Annotated in this window: 22 protein-coding genes; 3 read left to right on the plus strand and 19 right to left on the minus strand. The window is 44.7% G+C overall.

All coding sequences use genetic code 11. The annotated features are described in order from the left end of the window. Positions 1-61: 61 nt before the first annotated feature. Both nadD and rsfS read left to right on the plus strand, forming a co-directional pair. Positions 62-829 (plus strand): nicotinate (nicotinamide) nucleotide adenylyltransferase, encoded by a 768-nt coding sequence (gene nadD, locus RTS10_RS04225; protein WP_312539375.1) that lies wholly within the window; start codon positions 62-64, stop codon positions 827-829. A 139-nt stretch (positions 830-968) separates the two neighbouring features. Next, a complete protein-coding gene (gene rsfS, locus RTS10_RS04230; protein ID WP_050324756.1) occupies positions 969-1,370 on the plus strand; it encodes a ribosome silencing factor in 402 nt (133 codons plus the stop codon). A gap of 142 nt (positions 1,371-1,512) precedes the next feature. On the opposite strand, the gene RTS10_RS04235 is transcribed toward rsfS, so the two are convergent. From RTS10_RS04235 to RTS10_RS04310, 16 genes are all read right to left on the minus strand, one after another. Next, the gene (locus RTS10_RS04235; protein WP_312539376.1) at positions 1,513-3,309 is read right to left on the minus strand and encodes an FTR1 family iron permease; all 1,797 of its coding nucleotides are present in this window, start codon (positions 3,307-3,309) and stop codon (positions 1,513-1,515) included. A 78-nt stretch (positions 3,310-3,387) separates the two neighbouring features. Further along, positions 3,388-4,728: an iron uptake transporter deferrochelatase/peroxidase subunit gene (gene efeB / locus RTS10_RS04240; RefSeq protein ID WP_312539378.1), complete on the minus strand. Its 1,341-nt coding sequence runs from the start codon at positions 4,726-4,728 to the stop codon at positions 3,388-3,390. A 79-nt stretch (positions 4,729-4,807) separates the two neighbouring features. Beyond that, positions 4,808-5,692 (minus strand): iron uptake system protein EfeO, encoded by an 885-nt coding sequence (gene efeO / locus RTS10_RS04245; RefSeq protein ID WP_095355921.1) that lies wholly within the window; start codon positions 5,690-5,692, stop codon positions 4,808-4,810. Between the two features lie 204 nt (positions 5,693-5,896). Further along, positions 5,897-6,652, minus strand: a complete 756-nt coding sequence (gene pstB / locus RTS10_RS04250; RefSeq protein WP_159375112.1) for a phosphate ABC transporter ATP-binding protein PstB — start codon at positions 6,650-6,652, stop codon at positions 5,897-5,899. A 61-nt stretch (positions 6,653-6,713) separates the two neighbouring features. Next, positions 6,714-7,583 (minus strand): phosphate ABC transporter permease PstA, encoded by an 870-nt coding sequence (gene pstA / locus RTS10_RS04255; protein WP_188874750.1) that lies wholly within the window; start codon positions 7,581-7,583, stop codon positions 6,714-6,716. A gap of 17 nt (positions 7,584-7,600) precedes the next feature. Further along, positions 7,601-8,551, minus strand: a complete 951-nt coding sequence (gene pstC / locus RTS10_RS04260; RefSeq protein ID WP_036593090.1) for a phosphate ABC transporter permease subunit PstC — start codon at positions 8,549-8,551, stop codon at positions 7,601-7,603. A 140-nt stretch (positions 8,552-8,691) separates the two neighbouring features. Then, on the minus strand, positions 8,692-9,852 hold the full coding sequence (gene pstS / locus RTS10_RS04265) for a phosphate ABC transporter substrate-binding protein PstS (RefSeq protein WP_312539380.1): 1,161 nt from the start codon (positions 9,850-9,852) through the stop codon (positions 8,692-8,694). Between the two features lie 401 nt (positions 9,853-10,253). Then, a complete protein-coding gene (gene crcB, locus RTS10_RS04270) occupies positions 10,254-10,613 on the minus strand; it encodes a fluoride efflux transporter CrcB (protein ID WP_312539381.1) in 360 nt (119 codons plus the stop codon). A 20-nt stretch (positions 10,614-10,633) separates the two neighbouring features. Continuing rightward, positions 10,634-11,695, minus strand: coding sequence for a tRNA (adenosine(37)-N6)-threonylcarbamoyltransferase complex transferase subunit TsaD (gene tsaD, locus RTS10_RS04275; RefSeq protein WP_138018613.1), 1,062 nt, complete (start codon positions 11,693-11,695; stop codon positions 10,634-10,636). A 50-nt stretch (positions 11,696-11,745) separates the two neighbouring features. Beyond that, entirely contained in the window at positions 11,746-12,306 is a 561-nt protein-coding gene (locus tag RTS10_RS04280) for a hypothetical protein (protein ID WP_282841318.1), read from the minus strand. Positions 12,307-12,353: 47 nt separating this feature from the next. Continuing rightward, complete coding sequence (locus RTS10_RS04285) at positions 12,354-13,079, minus strand: ABC transporter permease (RefSeq protein WP_312539383.1); 726 nt, start codon at positions 13,077-13,079, stop codon at positions 12,354-12,356. Positions 13,080-13,090: 11 nt separating this feature from the next. Continuing rightward, positions 13,091-13,810 (minus strand): ABC transporter permease, encoded by a 720-nt coding sequence (locus RTS10_RS04290; protein ID WP_201665902.1) that lies wholly within the window; start codon positions 13,808-13,810, stop codon positions 13,091-13,093. 230 nt (positions 13,811-14,040) lie between these two features. Then, positions 14,041-14,961: a transporter substrate-binding domain-containing protein gene (locus tag RTS10_RS04295; RefSeq protein WP_312523368.1), complete on the minus strand. Its 921-nt coding sequence runs from the start codon at positions 14,959-14,961 to the stop codon at positions 14,041-14,043. Between the two features lie 90 nt (positions 14,962-15,051). Continuing rightward, positions 15,052-15,858 (minus strand): ABC transporter substrate-binding protein, encoded by an 807-nt coding sequence (locus RTS10_RS04300; protein WP_203172195.1) that lies wholly within the window; start codon positions 15,856-15,858, stop codon positions 15,052-15,054. 77 nt (positions 15,859-15,935) lie between these two features. After that, the gene (locus RTS10_RS04305) at positions 15,936-16,742 is read right to left on the minus strand and encodes a transporter substrate-binding domain-containing protein (protein WP_312539385.1); all 807 of its coding nucleotides are present in this window, start codon (positions 16,740-16,742) and stop codon (positions 15,936-15,938) included. A 240-nt stretch (positions 16,743-16,982) separates the two neighbouring features. After that, positions 16,983-17,777: an ABC transporter ATP-binding protein gene (locus RTS10_RS04310; protein ID WP_178086206.1), complete on the minus strand. Its 795-nt coding sequence runs from the start codon at positions 17,775-17,777 to the stop codon at positions 16,983-16,985. Positions 17,778-18,008: 231 nt separating this feature from the next. Between RTS10_RS04310 and RTS10_RS04315 the strand changes: the two genes are divergently transcribed. Continuing rightward, positions 18,009-19,304, plus strand: a complete 1,296-nt coding sequence (locus RTS10_RS04315) for a glutamate-5-semialdehyde dehydrogenase (RefSeq protein ID WP_409455446.1) — start codon at positions 18,009-18,011, stop codon at positions 19,302-19,304. Between the two features lie 77 nt (positions 19,305-19,381). Here RTS10_RS04315 and RTS10_RS04320 read toward each other — a convergent pair whose 3' ends face one another. The 3 genes from RTS10_RS04320 to RTS10_RS04330 form a co-directional block, all read right to left on the minus strand. Further along, on the minus strand, positions 19,382-20,485 hold the full coding sequence (locus RTS10_RS04320; RefSeq protein ID WP_095355910.1) for an RNA-guided endonuclease InsQ/TnpB family protein: 1,104 nt from the start codon (positions 20,483-20,485) through the stop codon (positions 19,382-19,384). 116 nt (positions 20,486-20,601) lie between these two features. Continuing rightward, a complete protein-coding gene (locus RTS10_RS04325; protein WP_312539387.1) occupies positions 20,602-21,129 on the minus strand; it encodes an META domain-containing protein in 528 nt (175 codons plus the stop codon). A gap of 94 nt (positions 21,130-21,223) precedes the next feature. Then, positions 21,224-21,850 (minus strand): GNAT family N-acetyltransferase, encoded by a 627-nt coding sequence (locus RTS10_RS04330; RefSeq protein WP_312523363.1) that lies wholly within the window; start codon positions 21,848-21,850, stop codon positions 21,224-21,226. Positions 21,851-21,895: the final 45 nt, after the last annotated feature.

The raw sequence follows: 21,895 nt of genomic DNA on the forward strand, positions 1-21,895 counted from the left end.
CTGTAGTGATGATGAAGGATTTTAGTTTTCTTTGCCCTAAACTTGTGTTGGGCTTGTGGTTATGACAATGCCTCGCTGTATTCGTGTCTGGTTGGGTGGCTCATTTGATCCGGTACATTTGGCGCATTTACAGATGATTACGCATGTGTACCATGAGCTCATGCGCGCTTTCCCCAACGTTGATATCATCGCCAAATTACTGCCCACGGCGGGTTCACCCTTAAAAACCAAGCCAACTTCCAACCAGCAGCGCCTTGAGATGCTTGCACTTGCGATTGACGATATGGCTTTTTTGTCGATTGATGAGACTGAGCTGCAGTGTCAGCCACCTGTGTATAGCTTTCATACCTTGAGTGAATTTAAACAGCGTTACCCTAATGACCTACTGATTTTTGTCCTCGGACAAGACAGTGTTGAACAACTTGATAAATGGTATCGCGGCTTTGAGCTGCTTTCGCTGACCAATCTATGGGTGCTACCCCGTCCTGCCTTGGGCAGTCTTAGCCCCAGTTTAAACCACACTTTAAGCCAGAATTTGAAACAAAATTTAAATCAAAATGCTTTAGCCAATACGGATAAACCCCCTAGTATAAATATTGATAATCGGCTAGTGCCTTTTATCATTCATTCGCCAAAAGACTTGATAAATCAAACCACTACCCATATCTATATTGATAAGTTTGTCGTGCCTGATATTGCCAGTCGTGATATCAGGGCTTGGATATACAGCACAGAAGCTGAGCAACGACAGCAAGCGCGGCTAAGTTTACCGAGTCAAGTTTATCGGTATATTGTTGAGCATCAGTTATATGCCCCACATGTAGCCTGATATTGATTTACATTTTTTGATAACCTGTGTGTTAGATTTTTGTTAAAATAGCGCACTTTTTTTAGGATTGTCATGATCCTATTTTAAGCTACTCTTATAACCTAATCATTATGACCCAATCCATGGAACCCACGCATTTATGACCGATACCCAATTTGCTAGTTTAGTCAATCAACACCCTGCCCACCAACAGTTAACCACTTGCCTTGACATCGTTCAAGATGCCTTGGATGATCTAAAAGCCAAAAACATTACCGTACTCGATGTTGCTGATATGACTGAAGTCATGGAGCGTATCGTGATTGCCGAAGGGACATCTACCCGCCACCTTAAAGCGGTTGCCGACCATGTCGCGATGAAAGCGAAGCAAGCAGGATTTAATCCGATTGGTGTGGAAGGTCAAGGCACCAGTGATTGGACCTTGATTGATTTGGGCGCTGTGGTGGTGCATGTGATGATGCCACAAGCCCGCACGTTTTATGACCTAGAAGGCTTATGGCAAGGTCAATCGCAGCGCGAGCGTATGGAAAAAACGGCGTAGTGTAGTCTATAGCCTAGTTTAGGCTACACTATTATATAAACTATGGCTATACAAGCTATGCGTTATAAACTAAGCGCTACAACCAAATGGGTAAACAAGTTTTACCCATTTTTTTATGGCGTTAATTATCTTTGATTAAAGGTTATGCCAATGCAGCCGTTTGCTGACGTTGATGGTTTTTCATCCAAAGATTGATGGCGATTACAATAATAACATAGCCGATTTGTGCCAAAAATGTCTGTAGCGTCGGGTAAAATCCCAACGATTCAATGGCGGGCAAGCGGCTCATGGCGGTCATTGGTAGATACCCTGTCAATTGCAGCGCGTGTAGACTGACACCTAAAATCTTAAAGCCCAATAGGTAAATCACCCAAGTTAAGACTTTAAACAACTGTGGAATCGGTAATTTAACCGAGGTTCTTAGCATCACCCAAGCTACTGCTGCCAGTGCTACAAGCGCCAAACCAATCCCGGTTAAAAAATTACTCATGCTGATATTGGGTAATATACCGACATAGAACAATATGGTCTCTGCGCCTTCTCGAAACACGGATAAAAAGCTCAATCCAAATAACGACACAAAGCTACCTGCCGTCATGGCTTGTCCCATATGACGCTTGATATAAGCGTTCCATGATTGGACGGATGATTTGCTATGCAGCCACGCCCCAATGCCGATCATCATAATGACCGCAACGATGCCTATCACCCCTTCAAACATCTCACGATTGGCGGCAGAAGTCACCGCAGGGAATAATAGCTGTAATGCCATCGCGCCTACGATACTGGCAAGTAAGCCAATAGCGACACCAGCATACACCCATTTTTTGGCTTTGACTTGTTTGGCAGCGGTTAAAGCCGATAACAGCGAGATGACAATCAATAAGGCTTCCAACCCTTCTCGAAGCAGAATCAGCATTGAGTCAACCGCGGTATATTGGGCTGTTGGATTGATTGCCGCCAATTCATTGATAATCGATTGCAGTGTTTGCTGCTGTTTAGGGTCTTGACCCTTCGCCATGGCTAGCGGAATTTGACTTTCCACCCGATTATATAAACTGGGGTTACGGGTGCTGACATCGCCTTCGACCGTTGGCCATATACTAATAAACTCGCCTAACTTGGCTTGACCAGTTGCTGCGTCGTTTGTTTTAAACGCCTGTAAACCATCGCGCAGTAGCTGGATACTATCTGCTAGAGTGACGGTTTGTGTGGTTTGTACAGCAGCTACGTCACCCTTGTTATAACTGTCGATGGCATCTTTTAGCGCAGCAGATTGGGTTTTGATTTGCGCCATATTGATGGGTTGGGTTTCAATCGCCACTCGCATCAGCGCCATGGATGTTTCGATTTTGCCGTAGTGCCCCATACTGGTATTGCGCACGACCCGCTCATTACCTAGCCAAACTGCATTAAACTGGTTGTAAGCCCCCCGTAACGCTTCGACATCTGTCGCTGCTGCATGTTGTATGACTTGATTAAGATTGTCATACGCCGGTACCATTTTTTTGGCAAACTCTTTTCGCTTACCGCTGTAATCTACAGGATTTTGTTCTTTTTCAAAGGCATATAATGCATTTGACACGGCGGATAAATTGACTTCTGTGGGGTTGCTGATGGCTTGCTCAATCGCTTGGCTTGTCTGTTGCCCAAGCGTGGAATTTTTTGCCGTTGCATCTATGGCATCAAAGGCTGTTTGAATTTGCACAAGGGTGTCCTTGGCTTTCGGGGTATCATTGACTTTAATCGCTGCCATCGCGTCTGATAGCTTGATAAAAATAGGGCTTAAATTCAGCTTTTTGCTGGCTGATTGACTGGCTTGCGTCGCTATCTGGGCGCTTGCAGGCGTTGTTTGCTGGGCTTGTAAGCCTTGACTGGTGATGAGCAGCGAACTTGCTAGACCAAAACTTAGCAAGGTTTTTTGGGTGATGTTTATCATGAGTAACTTTTTAACCGTCTATTTTTAAGCGTGTGTTTTGAACCGTCTATTTTAAGTGATGGATGTTGCATTTGAACCTTAAGCTTCAAATAATGCTTGTCCAATATAGCCACCCTGCGGAATACCACCGAAGCAAGCAAATAAGCCACTGCCAATGTGGGTGGTGTATTCATTCATTTTATCAAGACGACCTAGGGCATTTTGGATGATGGTAAATTGCTCGGGCGATTTCTGAAATGAAATAAACAGCAGCCCTGAATCAAACTGCCCCGTGGCTGGGTTAATGCCGCTACTGTAAGAATACGAACGGCGTAGCATCTCCACGCCTGTGCTTTTTGCCAGTCCCATGTGGGAAATTTCAGGTATCACTGCTTTACCCTGCGCGTCTTTGGCGTGCACATCAAAGGTGTCAAATTCGCCTTTTTGTCCAATCGCCGCGCCGCTATCACGATGTCGACCAAAGGTATCTTCTTGACCTTTAAGCGAGGTGCGATCCCAAGTTTCAAGATGCATCTGAATGACGCGGGTGACCAAATAAGTGCCGCCTTTCATCCAATCAGGCGCGTCCGCCCATAAGTTTTTGTCCGCAGCTTTGATGGTGCTTTGGTTGGCAGTGCCGTCTTTAAAACCGAATAAATTACGGGGCGTATGGTCACCGGTATCAAACCCAACAAAACCTGACTGACTCCAACGCATGGTAATATTAGAACGCGCTTGGCGAACCAGTTGCCGTACCGCGTGGAACGCCACTTGGGCATCTTCGGCGCAGGCTTGAATACAGATATCACCCCCCGTCAAATTTTCTCGTAATTGATCGCGCGGGAACTTGGGCAAGTCTTGGAATTCTTTGTGCTGCTTATGGGTAAGTCCCATTTTTTTTAGAAAACTTGGGCTAATCCCAAAGGTCAACGTCAATCCGTACGCGCCCATACTGTCTGCTTCGCCTGTGTCGGTTGGGGGCACAAACGGGTTTTTTTCGTACGCTTTGATGTTTTTACCTTGCGTCAAATTGGCCGCATAGGTTGTCCAGTCTTTGAACATCTGTTTGACATCATCAAGCTTATCGGTATGTAAATCCATCACCAAAAAATAAATATTACGCTGTGACGGCGTGGTAATGCCTGCTTGGTGTTCGCCATAAAAATCATATTTGACATCCGCAAAACTATTTTTGGTAGTATTGGCATCACTACCAGCATGTTTAGGATTTTCGTTTTTATCGCTATCTTTGGACTGATTACTATCCAAAGCTTGCAAGTTAGGTAAGTTTTCGCTTGGTTTTTGCTGACAGGCCGACACGGCTAAACCTGCGCCTGCGACACTGAGCGCACCAAATTGGCGTAAAAAACTGCGACGATTTGACGTTTTTAATCCCACCCCTGTTTCTTGCGCTTGCTTATCTAATTCACTATGTTTCATACTGCCCCTAACTTGCTACTGACCTTTTTATTCCACCCTAAAACCGTAAAGTGAAGCAATTTTTTGCTTCACCTTTCACTTATTGCAATACAATGCCCATCTGCGCTAAGGGTTCACCGAGTTTATTCACTGCTTCGGCTAGCGCTTTGGTATCTGCAGGGGTTAGCTCTTTGTAAGATTTATAGTCTTGTTGCCCGACTTGGTGTTTGGCAAGTAGTTGGTTGACTGCGTCAAATTTTTGCTCAAGCTCCGTGACTAACGCCGGGTTTTTGGCTTGGATTTTTGGTTTTAAAATGGCAAATATTTTCTCTGCGCCTTCAATATTGGCTTTAAAATCATACAAGTCTGTGTGCGAGAAAATTTCTTCTTCGCCGGTGATTTTGCTTGTTGATACTTCATTGAGCAAATCTACTGAACCTTGTACCATCAAGTCGCCTGTGACCTCTGCCGTTGGAATTTTGGCGTGCAATTCTTTGACATCTGCAATCAGTTGTTTACCCAGTTTTTCAGTGCCTTTGGTGGTATTTTGTGTCCACAAGATTTTTTCAATCGCATGGAACCCTGTCCATACTTCATTGGGCTCAAGGTCGGCTTCACGGTTGTCGATACGCGGGTCAAGGTCGCCAAAACTTTCAGCAATCGGCTCTGAGCGCTCATAATACATGCGTACTTTTGGGTATAACGCCTTCGCCTCTTCTAATTTACCCGCTTCGAGCAGTGCGACAAATTTTTGGGTATCGGCGAGCAAGCTATCAATTTGGGTTTGTACCCAAGCTTTGTATTCCGCCGTTTCTTTACTCAAATCAACTGAGCTCTGCGCCGACGCTGTGACTGCAGAAGCGTTAGTCGTTGCACTTGCAGCAGGTGCTACGTCGGTTTTTTGTTCGGTTTTTTGGCAAGCCGTCAATAGTAATGCAGATATCGCTAGAGGTAATATTGATAAGGTAAAAGTACGGCTCAACATAAAACATCCTTAAAAGTAAAAAGTGATAAAAAATAAAAAAATAATGACAATTGGCGAATTATAGGGTAAATGAGAATCGTTATCAATATTTATTTTGCTCTGATTGAGCTTAGAAGTTTAAGCAAAAAAATACCCCGCACCAGCGAGGTAGCGAGGTATTGTGATTGATTAAATGACGCGCAGATCGCCTAATAACAAAATAGCCTAGCCGAATTTACCGGTGATGTATTCTTCAGTTTCTTTACGGTCTGGGTTGGTGAACATTTTATCGGTATCCCCCATTTCCATCATTTCGCCCAAGTACATAAACGCGGTATAGTCAGATACCCGTGCCGCTTGCTGCATGTTGTGGGTGACGATGGCGATGGTGTAATCATTTTTTAGGTCTGAAATCAAATCTTCAATTGAGCCGGTTGAGATAGGGTCAAGTGCCGAGGTGGGTTCATCTAGTAGCAATACTTCAGGACGGGTTGCCACACCGCGGGCGATACACAGACGCTGCTGCTGACCACCCGACAATGACAGACCCGATGCTTTAAGTTTATCTTTGACTTCATTCCATAGTGCCGATTTTTTGAGCGCCCATTCTACGCGCTCGTCTAGTTCAGCGCGGCTTAAGCTTTCGTACAGACGCACACCAAATGCCACGTTGTCATAAATTGACATCGGAAATGGCGTTGGTTTTTGGAATACCATACCCACGCGAGCACGCAGCAAGTTGACGTCCACCGATTTATCCAAGATGTTTTGTCCATCTAGGTTGATTTCCCCCGTGGCACTCATGCCGGGATATAGGTCATACATACGGTTAAAGGTACGTAGCAGAGTTGATTTACCACAACCTGAGGGTCCAATAAACGCAGTAACTTTCTTGTCAGCGATATCGATGTTGATATTTTTAAGGGCTAAAAATTTACCGTAATAAAACTGTAGATTACGAATTTGCATTTTTGCGGTCATGATGAATACCTTAATAAATTTTGTTTGATACTAGCAAATAGTTTTAATCTTCTATTGATCATCAATGTGATGATTGCTCTTTACCACTGAGCGCACGTGCCAAAATATTCAATGTTAATACTGCCAAGGTGATGAGTAACGCACCTGCCCAAGCCAATTGGTTTGAAATAGGGTATGGTTGGCTGGCGTATTGATAAATCACGTTTGGTAAGTTGGCAATGGGCTGACCCATATCGGTACTAAAGAATTGGTTATTGAGCGCGGTAAATAGTAATGGCGCGGTCTCACCCGAGATACGCGCAAATGCCAGTAAGATACCTGTTAACACCCCAGTTTTGGCAGCACGTAAAGTAACGGATGTTACCAGTTTCCATTTTGGCGTCCCTAACGCATAAGCCGCTTCACGCAATGTATTGGGAATTAGACGAAGCATATTTTCGGTGGTACGTACCACCACAGGAATAACCAATAGCGCTAAAGCCATTGCACCTGCCCAACCTGAGAAGTTACGACCTTGTACCATGAGCGCAAAAATAAATAGACCAATCACAATCGAGGGTGCGGATAGCAAAATGTCGTTCATAAAACGGGTGACTTTACCAAGCCAGCTGTTTTCGGCAAATTCAGCAAGATAAATACCTGCCATGACACCAATCGGTGTGCCGACTACAAGCCCTAATCCTGTCACCATGATTGAGCCGATAATCGCATTACGCAGACCGCCGATTTCGTTTGGTGATGGGGTGTCTTGAGTAAAAATGGGCATGGTCAATAACGCATGCGAGCCTGATAAAAACAATTTAAATAAAATTAAGCCTAAGAAGGTCAAGCCAAATACAATGGACAAACCGGCAAATACCAGTCCTAAAGCATTGCTTAGACGGCGGCGTTTGTAAATGGCGTTATTACGATTCATGTTGGTAGTAGTCATAGTATTCCCCAGCGTCCTTATTTCGTACCCGCATTTTTATCCATACGACTGAGCATCAATTTTGAAATCACCAGTACAATAAAGGTAATGATAAATAGTAAGAAACCTAAGTGTAATAGCGATGATTGGTGCAAGCCTTCAGACTCTGCAAACTCATTTGCCAATGCCGAAGTGATTGACACCCCTGACTGGAACAAACTTGGACTGACGTTATAAGCGTTACCAATAACAAAGGTGACTGCCATCGTTTCACCCAATGCGCGACCCAATCCCAAAATGATACCACCCATCACACCAGCTTTGGTATAAGGCAACACCACGTATCGCATCACTTCCCAAGTGGTTGAACCCAAACCATAGGCAGATTCTTTAAGCATCTTTGGGGTAATGGAGAAAACGTCACGCATGACCGATGCAATAAACGGGATAATCATGACGGCCAAAATCAAACTTGCGGTGAACAGACCAATACCCATCGGCGCACCTTGGAATAAACGACCCACGTAAGGCACATCCCCCAAATGGTCAATCAGCCAGGGCTGGATATGTTCTGAAAACCAAGGTGCAAATACGAAAAATCCCCACATACCATAGATAATTGAAGGGATACCCGCTAATAACTCAATGGCAATACCCAAAGGACGTTTTAAAAAATTTGGGCAAAGCTCTGTCAAAAACATAGCAATACCAAAACTGACAGGCACCGCAATCAAAATAGCAATGACAGAAGTCACTAGCGTACCATAGATTGGTGCGAGTGCGCCGTATACATCCATCCCTGTATCCCAGTCTTTACTGGTATAAAAGTTAATGCCAAACGCTTTCATACTTGGCAATGCGCCAAGAAATAGTGAGATTAAGATACCACCTAACAACAACAGCACGATAAACGCAAAAAGACGAGTCGCGTTGACAAACAACCAGTCTAATTGTTTTTGCTTTGCGAGTTTTGCGTGTAAATCTGACATAAGAACCCAGCCATCAAAAAAATAATTTTAGTTTACTAATTCTATAAATTTAAAAAAAAACGTAGAGCATTAACTTGTTTATTGCTCTACGTATCGTTTGACATGCCTAACCCTGTTAACTGTTAACCATCATCATGAGATTATTTTGCCGCTGACGCAGTTGCTGTGGCAGCCTCTGAGCTAAATAGTGGCTTACCATCAGCCCCTACAACTTTCTTCCACTCTTCACGGAAGATAGCTTTGCTTTCTGCTGAGAACGGTACAAAGTCCAGTGATTTTGCTAGTTCATCACCGCTTGAATACGCCCAATCAAAGAATTTAAGGGTATTTTTGACGTTTTCTGGGTTGGTTGGTTTAGTATGGACTAAGATGAATGTTGCCGCAGAGATTGGCCAGGCATTTGGGTCTGCTTGGTTAGTCAATACGATGTTAAAGCCTGGTGTACCTTTCCAGTCTGCATTACCTGCAGCGGCAAAGCTTTCAGCCGATGGTTGTACAAAGTTGCCTGCTGCGTTTTTCAACTGAGTGTAAGCCATTTTGTTTTGTTTTGCGTAAGCGTACTCAACATAACCGATTGAGTTTTTGGCACGAGCGACGTTACTTGCCACGCCTTCGTTACCTTTACCACCTGCACCTGTGGCAGCGGTTGGCCATTTAATGGATTTGTCTACACCTGGACCTGCTTTCCATTCTGGTGATACAGCGGCTAAGTAGCTTGCAAAGTTAAAGGTTGTACCTGAACCGTCAGAACGGAAAATCGTGGTGATTGGCGCATCTGGTAGTGTCACGCCTGCGTTTAATGCGGTAATCGCTGGGTCATTCCATTTAGTGATTTTACCCAAGTAGATATTGGCAAGGGTGGCACCATCTAGTTTTAATTGACCGGGTGCAACACCATCGATATTAACAACTGGTACAACACCCCCGATAACGGTTGGGAACTGGATTAAACCGCTTTTATCCAACTCTTCTTTGCTTAAAGGCGCATCCGACGCACCAAAGTCAACGGTATTGGCTTGGATTTGTTTGATACCACCTGATGAACCGATTGATTGGTAGTTCACTTGACCGCCAGTGGCGTTTTTGAACTCACCTGCCCATTTAGCATAGATAGGTTGTGGGAAAGAGGCGCCTGCACCTGTGATGGTAAATACGGCGTTTTTGTCGCTACCTGCCGCGCCTGTAGTCGCAGTGCTTGACGTCGCTGAGGCACCCGCTGCTTTATTGTCTGCTTGCTTGTTGCCACAAGCGGTTAATGCTAAGGTCGATGCTACGACAACACTTAATAATGAATAACGCATGGATAGCTCCTAAAAACATTTTTTGAGTTTACAATGAAACTGCCTGAATGAAATAACTGTCACCAACGGTACGATTTAACTTTTTTGGTTATTTTCACTAGGATAGCTCAAAGCTGATATAGCTCACAGCTGACCGATTTAACTGTCATGATAATAATCATAATTCGGTTTGTATAAAAATTGTGTATATGATTACAAAGAAATGTGACAGTATCATGACAATTTGATGACTGACCGATTGCGCACGTTATAAGTAGACTAGATAAGTGCATTTAACTCGCTTATTGATTGCCAAAGCCTTGAAAAGCTTTGCGACTTTTAGCGGTGCATGGGAAAGAAGCGATTAACCATTTAACTGCTTCTCAACTTAACAGCTTCTTAACTTAACAACTTCTTAACTCTTAACTTAGTAGCTTAAGACTATAAAAACCAATGGCAGTCGCAACCAAAGTTAAAAGCACATGGATGCCAATCAAGGCTAAACCTTGCACTACCTTGCCGGTATTCAACAAAGTAAACACTTCGGCACTAAACGTACTAAAGGTTGTTAGTCCCCCCAAAAACCCTGTGGTGATAAACAGTCGTAAGTTTGGGTGCATCTTTTGGGTGAGTATCAAGGCAAAGCCCATCAACAGCCCACCTAGTACATTGGCAAATAGTGTGCCATAGGGCAGCCAAGGATGTACGCTATTGATTCTGGCTAACCACCAGCGCAGTATTGCCCCAAATCCCGCCCCCAGTCCTATCCATAGCCATGCCATCTTCAAGTCCTTGTAGATGGTTATGGGTTAGCTGGATTGACAGCAGGCAGCATTGTCATGTCCCAACGCGGCAAGCAGCTAACCGCTAGCTCATCGTGTTGGCCGGCGTTCAAGCGCTGCCACCCGGCGAAGGCAATCATGGCGCCATTGTCAGTACACAGGGCAGGCGGTGCATAATGCACGGTGGCGTTGATTTTGGCTAATGCCTCAGCTAGCGATTCTCGTAGTTGTTGATTGGCACTCACCCCGCCTGCGATTACTAAGCGTCTCATGCCTGTTTGCTGCAAGGCTTTAACGCATTTTTTCACCAACGTATCGACCATCGCATATTGAAAACTTGCCGCAATATCGGCGCGCGTCTGGGCATGCTCAGGATTATGGCTATCGGTTGGATGGTCTTTAATCAAATTATGCACGGCGGTTTTCATACCACTAAAAGAAAAATCCAATCCTTTGCCGAGCATCGGGCGCGGTAATTCATAGGCTAATGGATTGCCTGTTTGCGCCAAGCGGGCAATATTAGGTCCACCAGGATAAGGTAACTCTAGCATTTTAGCGGCTTTATCAAAGCACTCACCTGCGGCATCGTCAATAGATTCACCTAATATTTCATATTGCCCGATGCCTTTGACCGCCACTAACATAGTATGTCCACCCGACACGAGCAACGCGACAAACGGAAAATCGGGCGGATTGGCGCCTAATAGCGGCGCGAGTAAATGTCCTTCCATGTGATGTACACCAATCGCAGGAATATCAAGCGCCATCGCCAAACTGCGCCCAAACAATGCCCCTGTCATCAACGCGCCCACCAGTCCAGGACCTTTGGTAAAGGCAATGGCATCGATATCGGTTTTTTTGAGTTGGCAGTCATCAAGCAGTTGCTGCAACAAGGGCACTAATTTACGGATGTGATCGCGGCTTGCAAGTTCAGGGACTACCCCACCATATGTCGCATGTAGCGCGATTTGACTATATAGCACTTGCCCGACCAAACCTTGATTGGGTTGGTGACGTTGGTCACTATCAAAAATGGCTAATCCCGTTTCATCGCAGGATGTTTCCAGTCCTAGCACACGCATGGTATTTCCTTAAACGATAAATAAACGTCAATATACCGATGGCAAGTTAGTTATTTTTTGCCATCATTGATAATTTTGACAGGAATGGTTAACCCTTTGGCAAAGGGCTCGGCAAAGACGTAAGTGTATTGACTCGGGGCAATTTGCTGGGTGGTATGGATGACAAACGCGCTGTTCTTGCCGGCTGTGAGTTCATGTGACACATAGGCAGTCCCCAGCTGGTCGAGCACTTTGGATAAGACTTCATTGACTGCCATACCCACCGTTAAGTTGTAGCGGGAGGTTTCATTATCCACATGATACATCTCGGCATAGGCTTTGACAGGCTCACTATCGAGCGCAAAGGGATATTTAAAGCTAGCCTTATCGACTGGCTTAACGCCCGAATCCACCAATGCCCAGTTGATTTGTTTGGGCGCACCGTTTTGGGCGGCTTGGGGGGATACGGTACTGGCAGCAGCTACACTGGCAACGTGATGTGGACTCTGAATACTAGCTACTGTGGCACTTGCTGTGCTGTTTTGCTGTGGCTTGTTATCACTGGCAGGTTGACAAGCCGAGAGTAACACCCCACCTATCAGCAAACTTGATATCATAACTGCTTGTTTCATTGGCACGCCTCCAATATATCCAAACTCTTTGTCTAGCTTAGCCTAGCTTAGGCAGTGACGCCCCCATTACTGATGGGCTGATAAGACAGATGACGATTGATGCGTTTTTCAGCCAATCGAAACATCCCAATCAATAGCCAAGACAATAACAAATAAATGATACCTGAGGCAAAGAACAATTCAAAAACAGTATAAGTTTTTGACATAATCGTCGTTGCCACACCGGTGATATCCATCAAAGTGATGGTCGATGCCAGCGCACTGCCTTTGAGCATAAAAATCACTTCATTGCCATACGCAGGCAGCATGATTCCAAAGGCGCGAGGAAAAATAATTCGGCGCAATTTTTGGCTATATGACATGCCGATGGCGTCGGCAGCTTCATTCTCGCCTTTGGGTATTGACTTGATAGCACCGCGGATGATTTCGGCAATATAAGCTGCGGTATTGAGGGTAAAAGCGATGATAGCGCACCAAAATGGGCTCGCTAACACACCCGATTTCCACAGCACGGACTCCGTCACCCATTTAAATTGTGACAATCCATAATAAATCAAAAAGATTTGCACCAGTAGCGGCGTACCCCGAAAAAAGAAAATATACGCAAACGGCAATGCCTGTACCCAAGGTTTTTTTGATAGCCTAGCCAAGGCTAGCGGCACTGCCAATATAAACCCCAATAAACCCGACAACACCACAAGCTCAATGGTGATAATACTGCCTTGCAACAGTTTTGGGATACTATCAATAATAATTTGCCAATTCCAGTTCATTGATGAATCCCCTATTTTGCCATGCCAATTTTTTGTAGGCGTTTTGCATAACGCTCTGCTGGGTTATTGACCCATTCTAACCACATAATCACACCGGTGATGATGACGGTCAGACTCAAGTACAACAATGCTGCTGCCATATAAAAAGTAAACGGGCTTTGCGTGGAAGTCGCTGCCGTTTTGGCGTGGCGCATGATATCTTCAAGCCCGACCACAGAAACCAACGCGGTATCTTTGAGCAGTACCAAAAACAAATTACCCAGTCCTGGCAGTGCAATACGCCACACTTGTGGCAACGTCACTCGCCAAAGGATTTGAAATTTTTTCATGCCAATCGCTTGCGCTGCTTCAGCTTGACCTTTTGGAATCTCTTGAAATGCCATACGAAAAGTTTCGGTCGCATACGCACCAAATGCCACGGACAGCGCTGTAACCCCCGCCCAGAACGGACTGACATCCACATATCCCGTATTGCCAAATTGCGATAGAATAAGCCCCATCAACATCGAGCCGCCAAAGTAAATAAACATGACTGACAGCAGTTCTGGAATACCACGGATAATGGTGGTGTAAGCGGTGGCGATGGCATTGAGCACTTTAAACCCTGACATCTTAGCGGTCGCGCCCAATAATCCCAAAATCAGCCCAATGACCAAACTAGTCAGTGCCAGTTTGATGGTGACCCAAGCACCACTTAATAATAGCTGCCCAAAACCTTGTAGATCTAACACAATATTGATACCCTGTCTTGTTAACTCTGTTTGCTGACCTATTACCCAAAAAATGCTTAAAACGCAGTTTTACCATCGCATACACAAAAGGTGATAACGGATATAACCTTTTGCTTTGTTTTTTGCAGGGTGCAATTTTACGTGATTGCCCTATCAAAAACCATCAAAAAAAACAAAAAACTGAGTGACTTTTCACCCAGTTTTTGACTGAACCCAAGCGTTTGGTTAAGTTATTTGCTGGTACTTGCCACAGTCGTCGTGGTCGTTGTGGTACTAGAGACCGTAACTGCCACGCTGCTTGCTGCCGCCGTTGTGGTGGTTGCATTACCAAAATATTGGTTATAGATTTTGTCATACGTGCCATTTGATTTCAACGTGGCAATCGCTTTGTTAAATTCTAAACGCAGTGGGTCACCTTTACGAACGAGGATACCCATTTTGTCATTGACATCAATCTCTTTACCTTTGATTTCAAAGCCTTTACCTTCTGGCGTGGTCAGCCAATAAGCGGCAGGGGCTTTATCCGAAATCATCATATCTGAGCGCCCTGCTGCCAAGTCCATAAACGCATTGTCCAACCCTTCATACAGGTTTAGCTGGGCTTTTGGGTGATTTTTTTCCATCCACTGGGTTGATAGCGTTGAACGCTGTGCCGCAACTTTATGGCTGTCAATTTGGGCAGGGTCATCCGGATTGATTGGGCTACCTTGTTTGGTCAAAAACACCAACGTATTGGTAAAATAGGGGTCGGTAAAATCGACTTGCGCCTGACGTTCTGGGGTGATAGACATCGCATCAATTACCACGTCATATTTTTTTGCCATCAAGCCTGGCAATAAACCATCCCAATCTTGTGGCTTGATTTCACAGTTGGCTTTCATTTGTGCACATAAAGCTTGCATAAAATCCACATCAAAACCTGTCAAACTGCCATCCGCTTTGGTGATACTAAAGGGTTTATAAGTGCCTTCAGTGGCGATGCGAATGGTTTTGCCTGCCATACTGCTTGATGTCTCTGTGCTGCTACCCACCGTTGTAGAAGCGGCTGCGCTACCCGTCGTTGCCGCCGTTTTTTCTGCAGGTTTTTGACAACCCACTAGCGCTAGACCTGCCAATGCCAAACTACCCAATAATGAAATATTTGCTTTCACCTGATACTCCTAATTTTTAACGTCTAACACATGACAATTTTTGCTTGTGAGTTGTAAGAAAACGAACAGCTTAATCAGTTATTTAACGGCTTATTTCGGTAAATCTGCAAAATATTTTTGGCTGATTTTATCGTAAGTACCATTGGCTTTTAACGCCGCCAGTGCGGTGTTGAATTTGCCAATCAATGGATCATTTTGACGAAGGGCAATGGCAATTTTGTCATCAATATTGATCGGTTGACCTTTAACTTCAAAGCCTTGACCTTTGGCAGTTTTTAACCATGATAAAGCTGGGGCGCTGTCAGAAATCATCAAATCTGTGCGACCCGATTCTAGGTCAAGATAGGCATTATCTTGGGTGTCATACAGTTTTGGCGTGGCTTTTGGGAAGTTTTTGGCTAAGTACTCAGCGGCAGTCGTTGAACGCTGCGCACCCACGGATTTGCCCGCTAGGTCATCAGCGCCTTTTTCTACCCCTTTTTTGCCAATGACAACGAGGTTGTTGGTAAAGTATGGGTCGCTAAATGCCACCACTTGGCGACGCTCTGCGGTGTCTGACATCCCCGCCATGATGGCATTGTATTTTTGTGCTTGTAGTCCTGGAATCAGTCCATCCCAATCTTGGGAAATCACTTCACATTTTAGTTTGGCTTCAGCACATAGCGCATCTGCCAAATCAATCTCAAAGCCGATTAATTTGCCATTGGCATCTTTATAACTAAAGGGGACAAAGCTTGATTCGGTAGCGATACGAATCTGTGGCATATCTGCGCTTGCTGCTGTGGTAGCGTTACTTGCTGCTGCCGTGTCTGCCGCTTTTTCAGCAGGTTTTTGACAGGCAGTTACCCCCATCAAAATGGCTAACGACGATATACCCAAAACCGATAACTGTTTCATAACAACACCTTTTTGTCAAAATTTGAGGGTCACCCGCATCTATTGTGTAAATCTTAAATCGCTCAATACAACGTCAATTAATTACCAAAATGTTGCTTTTGTAATTTTGCCAACTCGCCATTGCTTTGTAGCGCATCTAAGGCTTTGTCAAATTCTGCTTTTAGTGGATCGCCTTTACGAATGGCCATTGCGATGTTGTCACCATTATCCATCTCACTGCCTACGATTTGGTAGTTGCTGTTTTGTTTTAGCCATTCGCTTGCGGTTACTTTTTCAGACAGCACTGAATCGATACGACCTGATTTTAGGTCAATGTAGGCGTTGTCATAGTTGTCATACAATTTGATTTCGTTGGTTTTGCTCAGTTTATCTTGAAGGTACTGTGCCATAGTGGTTGAACGTTGACCGCCAATTTTTAACCCTGAAATCGCTTGTGGGTTGAATTTGCCACCTTTGGCAGCGACCCAAACCATGGTGTTTTTAAAATAAGGCGTGGTGAAATCCACTTGCGCTGAACGCTCTGGGGTAATTGACATACCCGCCGCCACCGCGTCGTATTTTCTCGCCATCAAGCCTGGCAAAATACCGTCCCAATCTTGCGCTACGATTTCGCAGTCGAGTTTCGCTTGGGCACACACGGCTTTGGCAACATCCACGTCATAACCGCCTAACGTGCCATCGGCATTGGTGTAGTTAAATGGTTTGTACGCGCCTTCAGTGGCAATACGAATTTTTTTGCCTGTGCTGGCACTGGCAGCGGGTTGGCTCGCGGCTGCACCTTCTGTTTTTTCAGCAGGTTTTTGACAGGCGGTTAATCCCATGCTAACTGCGCATACCGTTGCCAAAGCAAGTTTTGAGTAGATTGAATTCAAGGTTGATTGCATGGATATTCCTTACAAATGAAATTTTTGAATAAAAAGCGATTTAATATCAGGTTTCGCTTTCAGCGATTTCAATATTTAAAATCAATGCGAGTTTACAATTTAGTTAAAATTAACATAAATTAACATTTTTGCAAGTGAAAAACGTATGCAGCAACAATTAAATCAAATAAATTTTTTCTGATGCCTAAAACTACAAAACCGCCAATCGCATGGCGATTGACGGCTGATAGGCTGATTGGATTATTTTTGATGGCTTGCCATAAAGTCTTTCACCCGCGCTGATTGCGGATTGTCAAACACCTGCTCGGGTGTGCCTATTTCTTCGATACGTCCCTCATGCAAGAACACCACTTGGCTTGATACATCGCGCGCAAAACGCATTTCATGGGTCACAATCAGCATGGTGCGACCTTCTTCAGCAAGCGATTTCATCACCGCTAATACTTCATTAACCAATTCTGGGTCGAGCGCAGAGGTTGGCTCATCAAATAACAACACTTGCGGCTTCATCGCTAGCGCACGAGCAATGGCGATACGCTGGCGTTGCCCACCCGATAAGTTTTCTGGGTAAGCGTCTTTTTTGTCCAGTAATCCTACGCGTTTTAGTAGCACTTCAGCTTCACTGATGGCTTGGTCTTTGGCGATTTTTAGGACTTGGGTCGGCCCTTCAATGATGTTTTGCAAAATAGTCCGGTGTGGCCATAAATTAAAGTTTTGGAACACAAAACCCATTTTTGAGCGAAACTGCTCAAGCTGACGCTGATTGGCGGCAACCAAATCCCCGGATTTATTCGGTTTTAATACCAATGCTTCATTGCCCAAAAAAACCTCCCCTTGCGAGGGGTTTTCAAGCAAATTTATACAGCGTAGCAAGGTGGATTTGCCCGAACCGCTGGAGCCGAGAATTGAGATGACATCGCCATCATAAGCGGTCAACGATACACCTTTTAGTACCTCAAGCGATCCAAAATTCTTGTGGATATTGTTAAGTTGCAAGGCTACAGGACGCTGTAAGTTTGGCATAGCATCTGACATGATATTCAATCCAAAATTTGACGATAGGTGGAAAAAAACTGTCTATTTTCGCTTAAAACGCTACTAAAACGCAACTTTTTCTCTCATTTAACTTTATTTTATGGCGCCGGTCTTTAGCGCTTGTTTTTAGATTGAGTCATAACCATTAATTTTTATCTGTCAAAACTTTCTAAATTCCATTTTTGGATTGAAGTTGTTATGATGAAGCGATGATTATATTAGGGACTGACTATGCAAACCATGACTGATACCAAACATTATATGCAAACCGTGGGACAGCAAGCGCGCGCCGCTTCAGCAATTTTGGCAAAAGCAGACACCGCACTCAAAAATAGCGCCCTACTCGCTATCTATGACGCCCTGCAACAAGCCAAATCACAGGTGTTGACGGCCAATGCCACCGATATGCAAAACGGTCAACAAAAAGGACTGGATGACGCCCTACTTGACCGATTAGCGCTCACCGATGCGCGTTTTGAAGGCATGTTACAAGGGCTAAAAGATGTCGCCATGCTACCTGACCCGATTGGCGAGGTCACGGATATGACCTTTCGTCCATCGGGTATTCAGCTAGGTAAAATGCGCGTGCCGCTGGGTGTGGTCGGGATGATTTATGAATCTCGCCCCAATGTGACCATTGAAGCTGCATCTTTGGCATTAAAATCTGGCAATGCGATTATCCTACGCGGGGGGTCAGAAGCGTTTTATTCTAACCAAGCATTGGCTGCGTGTGTCAAACAGGGTTTGCAGGCAGTTGGTTTGCCAGAGGCCGCAGTGCAAGTGGTCGAAACCACCGACCGCGCGGCAGTGGGGGAACTCATTACCATGAATCGCTATGTCGATGTGATTGTGCCGCGAGGTGGTAAAAGCCTAATTGAGCGTATCAGTAATGAAGCGCGCGTCCCTGTCATCAAGCATCTAGATGGTAACTGCCATACCTTTGTCGATCGCGATGCAAACTTGACTATGGCAACCGCTATTTGCGTCAATGCCAAAACTCACCGCTACGGCACTTGTAATACTATGGAAACGCTGCTGATTGATAGCCAAATCGCTGCGCAAGCCTTGCCGCCAATCGCCAGCGCCATTGTCGCTGCAGACAGTGCCATGCAATTACGCGGCTGTCCAAAAACCTTAGCCATCTTGAGCGATACCGCTGAATTAACCGCTCATCTGTCAGCGGCGAGTGAAGCAGATTGGGATACCGAATATTTGGCGCCAATTTTGGCGATTAAAGTAGTCGCCGATATCGATGAAGCCATTGCCCATATCAATACCCATGGCTCACACCATACCGATGCGATTATCACCGAAAACTACTCAAAATCGTTAACATTCATGCGTGAAGTTGATTCTAGTAGCGTGATGGTCAATGCATCAACCCGCTTTGCCGATGGATTTGAATATGGTTTGGGTGCAGAGATTGGTATCTCTACCGATAAAATCCATGCGCGCGGCCCTGTGGGTCTTGAAGGTTTAACATCGCAAAAATGGATTGTGTTTGGGCATGGGGAAATCAGACAGTGACAGCTAAAACTTTTGGTAATCAAATGAATTGTTTTCACAAACCCACTTTAATTATTGGTATTGACTTCCTCCCCTCCCTAAAGTGAGGGGATTCCTGCTCCCAGACGGTCAAGCCCGACCGCAAGAATGTTCTTACTGGCATTAATATCTCTATCATGCCGTGTGTCACACTTTACACAAGTCCATTCTCTTATTCGCAAACCTGCTCTACCGCTCAAGCTACTGGACATATCGCCACAGCACGAGCAAGTTTGGGTAGTGTATCGTTCATTCACGATTTCAAAACGGCAACCTGCGTTCTCGCATTTATAGGTCAGTTGCCTTTTGAGTTCAAACCAACCTGCATCGTAAACCGACTTGGCTAGTTTGCCTTTTTTACTGTTAAACTGGGTGGTTTTAACGTCACCAACCACGATTAGGGCATTGTCCTTGACTAATTGGGTGGTGAATTTATGTATCAGGTCTTGGCGTGTGTTTTTGATTTTGGCATGGATTGCCTTTACATGCTGTTTGTTTTTGGCACGTTGGGCGGTGGCTAAATCTTTGGCATATTTTAACGTTTGCTTAATGGTGAGTTTGTCACCGCTTGAGGTAGTGGCACTGTCTTTTAAACCTAAATCTATGCCTACACTACCAGTTCCACAAGTGGTTTTAGGGTAGTCTTTAACGATGATACACGCATACCAACGGTTACGGCTGTCTTGCACAATCTCGCAGGTGTTGATTTGGTAAAGCGATAGGTTGTAGCTGTCCCATAGGTCGATGATGAGTTTCTGCCCTTTGGCTAGACTTAGTTGCAGGGTTGATTTTAAGCCCTTTTTGCCTGTTTGGTGAGTGGCAATATGCTTAATAGCCGATTGTTTAAACGGTAGCCAGCCAAGCGATTTACGCTTGGCATTGGGGTTATTGGTTCGCCAGTTGAGTTTAGCCTTTTTGAATTGCTTACGGCTTTTAGCATGGGTTTCATTGATGGCTTGAATGGTTTGAGAGTGCAAGCCCAGTAATTCACCGCTACCTTTGGTGTATTCGTTCAAATCATAAGCTGAAAAGAATTTGCCTGTTTTTTGTAGATGTTTGTAACTCAAGTCATTGACGTAGTTCCATACGAAATTGACTGAACCGCTTAACTTATTAAGCTTTGCTGTATGTTTATCTCGTATGCGTAGCTTGAGTGTTTTCATGGGGTTATTTTAGCAAAATTTATGCAAGTATTATAGCGTGTAAGCATAGTTGCTTAAGTTGCCTTATATCCATTGCCTGAGGTCGGTGGTTTTACGGCAACGGAGGATAAAAACCATTATTTGGCAATCGCTTTATTGGCAATCGCTTTAAATAGACTGATTTGGCTCTTATCCGTCACCGTCAACATCAGTTCGCCTTTGCTATCTTGGGTCAGTTTAAATTGCCCTTGTAGTGTGGATGGCGCAGCGGCATCAAATGCCATGCGCGATTCTGGCATACACATCATGCGCGTGGAAACGATATTTTTTATCAATACATTGTCATGGGTCAGGCTATAATTGCCCCACATACGATTGCAGGTGTTGTCAAAGCTGACACGACCTTTATCAAAGTCGACCAACAGTGGTTTGGCTTGGTTAAATAATTCAAGTTTAGTGGGTTTACCCGACAAATCAGTCACCGAGACCAATTGCCAGCGATAATTTTGCAACGTGGCATCGGCTAACGGTAAGGTGACCGCTTGGGTCGGGTTCACGATCCCTAACTTACTATCCGCTATGGTTTGACAGCCTGTCATTGCCAGCGTTCCTGCTATCAAGCAACTTAGCGCTAGTGAGTAGATTTTGGCACATCTTTTCATCATGATTTCCTTTTGTTTAAAATTATTGTGTAAAAAATTATTGCAACCATTATATAAAATACCCTTAAAACTTTATTGCTCAGCATGACGATTATTGTTATTCGATTGTATTACTAGATTTGATGGACGCTTCATTTGCTTGAATGGGTTTTTGCAAAAACTCTAAAAATACATCATCGCGTTTGGGGTCGCCATTGTTGCCGTCTCTTGGAAATGCCATCTTCTCCCCTGTCAGTAGATAACCGCGGCGCTGATAATAACTTAACAGCTCTGGTCGATGACTTAAAATCGACATGGACAAATGGGTTAAAGGTAAATGGGTTACGTTTTTGGCGTGGGCGTGTCTGATAGCAAACGTTTCTACCGCAGACAACATCGTATCGCCAATGCCTTTACCTTGCACAGCAGGATGAACCGCAAAAGTACCAATATACGCCGCTGGCTGATGGTTAATGGGTGAGAAATCCACAGAAATACACCCGAGCAAATCATCGCTATCGTGCGGATTTTCAAACACGAACAGATAAACGTTCGGGTTGTCTATCAGGGCTGTCATTTCCTCGGGCGTGGTACGAATCCCACCAATTAAAGCCGCTTCATTGGTCCAGCCTTCATCTGAGCGGTAACAACGATTGAGCAAAGTGACCAAAGTTTCGACGTCTTGTTGCGTGGCAACGCGTAATTGCACGGCGTTTTTATCGATATCGCTATCAGGGTTTTTCATGTTTTTTCTCTTTTTATACTCACATTCGCTAAACATAGGATGCGT

This window comes from Moraxella sp. CTOTU47616 (genome assembly GCF_032017465.1).
Classification (GTDB): Bacteria; Pseudomonadota; Gammaproteobacteria; order Pseudomonadales; family Moraxellaceae; genus Faucicola; species Faucicola tetraodonis.